We start from the raw sequence: 5,000 nt of genomic DNA on the forward strand, positions 1-5,000 counted from the left end.
TCTTTTTCTCACGGCAGACTTTCTCTCTCATTACGCTGGTTTCTAAAAAAGATCGCAAAAATCATCAATTCTTTAAAGAACATGTCACCCTAGAAACGGTAAATGGGGCTAGAGCAGATGTCTAAGAGATGATGTGAGATGTCCCGATAGTACATTGCGCCAAGGATAAGGATATGTAACTTTTGGAGTTTTTTCTCTTAAGGTTGCTTTATGTATGTTAGGATAGTGTAAAAAGCTGTTATTTCTCTATCTGAGCCGTAAAGCACTGCCCCCACAGATATAGGCATAGGCTCAGTACCCCAAAAGCTTTCCCCAAAAGCTTTCTAAGTAAAAATCCGCCTGAGTAGTTAGGGATATAGATAGTTTAGGTGGTCAAGGAATTATGTGCAGTTTTTTGTTACAAAAAGTTAGCAGATTGTTTTAAGGATGAAGATATACAGGCACACATAGGACAAAGGGCGGGATATCGTAAAAGAGAGAGAAGCTGAGCTTAGATTTAGTTTTTGAGGAGTGTTTCTTTGTGTGAATTACATACACCTCTACGCTCTTTTTTCTAGTTGTTTCAGAGGGCATAATGTTTAGCGGAGTATCCCCTATTTCTGCATTGCGTTTTTTACGCAGGGCAGAGTTGCGAGTCCTCCTATATCTCCTCAGCATAATTCTACGGGTATTTACGCACTCGTACGTTTTCTCCTTTTTCCATAGCGTTTTCGATTATATCTCTGTTACGTGAGAAGAGTTTCGAGTGATTAGCATTTCACTCCATGCGTTTACACGCTACGACACGTTTCCTCCTGCTTTTATTTTCAGAGATTGATGCTATTTTTATTTTCCAATATTAAGAAGAGCTTTTAGATTTATCGTTTTAGAGAGAAGAAAGCATTCTCTGCCTATCTCTGCTTCATTAGTAGCATACCCCTTATGAGTCCTATTGCGTTCTTTTAGGGATGAGAAGACATCCGATCCAGCCCCAAAGCCGCTCATAGGTCTTTTTTTGGCAGGATTTGTTTTCACGGTGTGCTGAGCACATTTTTGATTATGCAAAACAGTCTCCTTTTCATGGATATTTCCACCAATTATGCCCATCGAGAATGATTTTTTTCACTATTTCTGGGTTCAGCAGGTTTTTTTTCTGAAGGTTTGAGGAGGTTTTCATGGCTTAATGAATTATCATGTTTATCTATGATATTTCAATGATGTCTGTAGAGTGATTAGCATGTAAAGAGAGGCGAGTATGGATTGATTAAAATTTTAAAAGCTTTTTTAATTAGGCTTATTGAGCATATCATCTCTTTCGTTTGACACTATCTCTGTTTAGATTGAGAAGAGCAAAATTACTATTACGGAATGCTAGGGAATATTATAGGGTTAACTATTAAGAAGTGGTTGCGGGGGCAGGATTTGAACCTGCGGCCTTCAGGTTATGAGCCTGACGAGCTACCGGGCTGCTCCACCCCGCGTCAATAAGGATATAATAAGTTGTTTTTTTTGTCGACGCCTTATTATATTTTACTCTATTTTTTAGTTACATTTTTTTTAAATTATTGAGAAGTTTGATCTATGCGCTTAGCAGACCTGGCGGCGACTTACTCTCCCGTGCCTTAAGGCAAAGTACCATCAGCGCTGGAGCGTTTCACGGCCGAGTTCGGGATGGGATCGGGTGCGTTCACTCCGCCATAACCACCAAGTCAGCAAAGAGCATAGACATATCGAGAAGCTGTTTATTTTTCTGCTAATTTAAGAAAGAATATGGGAAATGAGAACGATCAAGTCGATCGAACGATTAGTATCAGTAAGCTTCATGTGTTACCACACTTCCACACCTGACCTATCAACGTGGTGGTCTACCACGGTTCTCAGGGAATACTTGTTTTCAGGTGAGTTTCCCGCTTAGATGCCTTCAGCGGTTATCTCGTCCGTATATAGCTACCCTGCTATGCGGCTGGCGCCACAACAGGTCCACCAGAGATACGTCCATCCCGGTCCTCTCGTACTAGGGACAGGTCCTGTCAATATTCCAACACCCACGGCAGATAGGGACCGAACTGTCTCACGACGTTCTGAACCCAACTCACGTACCGCTTTAAATGGCGAACAGCCATACCCTTGGGACCTGCTCCAGCCCCAGGATGCGATGAGTCGACATCGAGGTGCCAAACAACCCCGTCGATATGGACTCTTGGGGGTCATCAGCCTGTTATCCCCGGCGTACCTTTTATCCGTTGAGCGATGGCCCTTCCACACGGGACCACCGGATCACTATGACCGTCTTTCGACTCTGCTCGACTTGTCAGTCTCACAGTCAGGCAGGCTTATGCCATTGCACTCAACAAACGATTTCCGACCGTTTTGAGCCTACCATCGCGCGCCTCCGTTACTCTTTAGGAGGCGACCGCCCCAGTCAAACTACCCACCATACACGGTCCCGAATCCGGATAACGGACTGCGGTTAGACATCCATATCGGTAAGGGTGGTATTTCAAGGATGACTCCACAAAGGCTAGCGCCCCTGCTTCAAAGTCTACCACCTATCCTACACATACAGACACAAATGCCAGTGTAAAGCTATAGTAAAGGTGCACGGGGTCTTTCCGTCTAACCGCAGGAACCCCGCATCTTCACGGGGAATTCAATTTCACTGAGTCTACGTTGGAGACAGCGGGGAAGTCGTTACGCCATTCGTGCAGGTCGGAACTTACCCGACAAGGAATTTCGCTACCTTAGGACCGTTATAGTTACGGCCGCCGTTTACTGGGGCTTCAATTCAATGCTTGCACATCTCCTCTTAACCTTCCAGCACCGGGCAGGCGTCAGACCCTATACGTCGTCTTGCGACTTCGCAGAGCCCTGTGTTTTTGGTAAACAGTCGCTACCCCCTGGTTTGTGCCACCCTCTAACGGTTGCCCGCTAAAGGGTCACGCTTCTTCCGAAGTTACGCGTGCAATTTGCCGAGTTCCTTCAACGTAGTTCTCTCAAGCGCCTTAGTATTCTCTACCAGTCCACCTGTGTCGGTTTGGGGTACGGTCTATATGTGGGAGCTATTTCCTGGAACTGCTTCACTGCAAGATCAATCCAATAAGATCTTACAATATACGCAATCCGTCACTACCCACAGGTCCACGAATATTAACGTGGTTCCCATCGACTACGCCTTTCGGCCTCGCCTTAGGGGCCGACTCACCCTGCTCAGATTAACTTTAAGCAGGAACCCTTGGACTTTCGGCGAGGGAGTCTCTCACTCCCTTTATCGTTACTCATGTCAGCATTCTCACTTCCGATACCTCCAGGAGCTCTCACGAGTCTCCCTTCACAGGCTTACGGAACGCTCCGCTACCACTTACTCCATAAGGAGTAAATCCACAGCTTCGGTGTATGGCTTTAGCCCCGTTACATTTTCGGCGCAGGGACCCTTATTTAGACCAGTGAGCTGTTACGCTTTCTTTAAATGGTGGCTGCTTCTAAGCCAACATCCTGGTTGTTTTGGGATCCTCACATCCTTTCCCACTTAGCCATAACTTGGGGACCTTAGATGGTGGTCAGGGTTGTTTCCCTCTCCACGACGGACGTTAGCACCCGCCGTGTGTCTGCTAGTTAGTTCTTCCAGGTATTCGGAGTTTGGTTAGGTTTGGTAATCCGGTGAGGACCCCTAGCCCATCCAGTGCTCTACCCCCTGGAGAATTCGACTAACGCTCTACCTAAATAGATTTCGCGGAGAACCAGCTATTTCCGAGTTTGATTGGCCTTTCACCCCTAGCCACAAGTCATCCCAATCTATTGCAACAGATACGGGTTCGGCCCTTCAGTAAGTGTTACCTTACCTTCAGCCTGCTCATGGCTAGATCACTCGGTTTCGGGTCTAATCCAACGAACTGAACGCCCTATTCAGACTCGCTTTCGCTACGCCTACACCTACCGGCTTAAGCTTGCTCGTTAGACTAAGTCGCTGACCCATTATACAAAAGGTACGCCGTCACCCAGAACGAATCTTGGGCTCCGACTGTTTGTAGGCATTCGGTTTCAGGTACTATTTCACTCCCCTTGTCGGGGTACTTTTCACCTTTCCCTCACGGTACTGGTGCGCTATCGGTCATGCACGAGTACTTAGGCTTGGATCGTGGTCGACCCATGTTCAGACAGGATTTCACGTGTCCCGCCCTACTCTAGGACTTAAATCAGATTTACGTATACGGGACTATCACCCTCTTTGGTACGACTTTCCAGTCGTTTCTACTTTTCTTAATTCAAGCCACTGGCCTGGTCCGCGTTCGCTCGCCACTACTAACGGAGTCTCGTTTGATGTCCTTTCCTACAGGTACTTAGATGTTTCAGTTCCCTGCGTTTGCTTCTTACACCCTATTTTATTCAGGTGCAGATACCTTTATCTGACGACTAGAAAATTAAACTGTTTAAAAAACAGCTTAATTTTTCTAGCCATCAAAGGTGGGTTGCCCCATTCGGAAATCTACGGATCAAAGGGTATTCGCACCTCCCCGTAGCTTATCGCAGCGTATCACGTCCTTCATCGCCTGTGCATGCCAAGGCATCCACCAAATGCCCTTAAGACACTTGATCGTTCTCATTGCCAATATTCATTCACGGTTTGTCTGCCCCTCTTTATCTTGTGCAAAATAAAGCGCAAAACAAACCAAATATCAGCAGAAAAGACCAGCTTCTCGAGATATATTCAATGGCGCGGTTAAGCTTCCAATCATATGCAAGGGCTTTGAGCATTCCCTTGCGACACAATGTTCCTCTTTTAAAGTAAAACTCTGTTCTTCTTTTAAAGAAAAGTTTTGTTCTTCTTTGAGATTAAAGGTCTCTTGTTTAGATTAAGATTTCTTCTTTAAATCGAAGGGTCTTTTTCAAGACCTTTTTTAAAAAATCCACTTAACCTCTTTTGACAACAAGCACTTTTCCTAAGAAATCATTTTTCTTAAGTAAAAAACTGTCTTCCAAAAGCAGCCTTTTAAAAGGAACATGTCTGAATATATCTTCTCTTC

General features: G+C 45.4%; 1 protein-coding gene, 1 tRNA gene and 2 rRNA genes. All 4 read right to left on the minus strand.

The genetic code is table 11. The features are described from left to right. Positions 1–825: 825 nt before the first annotated feature. The 4 genes from ACFIMQ_RS08765 to ACFIMQ_RS08780 all read right to left on the minus strand — a co-directional run bounded on the left by ACFIMQ_RS08765 (position 826) and on the right by ACFIMQ_RS08780 (position 4,572). Positions 826–1,044, minus strand: a complete 219-nt coding sequence (locus ACFIMQ_RS08765; RefSeq protein WP_375703858.1) for a hypothetical protein — start codon at positions 1,042–1,044, stop codon at positions 826–828. 339 nt (positions 1,045–1,383) lie between these two features. Next, positions 1,384–1,460, minus strand: a tRNA-Met gene (locus ACFIMQ_RS08770). A 113-nt stretch (positions 1,461–1,573) separates the two neighbouring features. Then, a 5S ribosomal RNA gene (gene rrf, locus ACFIMQ_RS08775) occupies positions 1,574–1,688 on the minus strand. Between the two features lie 74 nt (positions 1,689–1,762). Further along, a 23S ribosomal RNA gene (locus ACFIMQ_RS08780) occupies positions 1,763–4,572 on the minus strand. Positions 4,573–5,000: the final 428 nt, after the last annotated feature.

This window comes from Bartonella sp. AD13SXNS (genome assembly GCF_042196465.1).
GTDB lineage: Bacteria > Pseudomonadota > Alphaproteobacteria > Rhizobiales > Rhizobiaceae > Bartonella.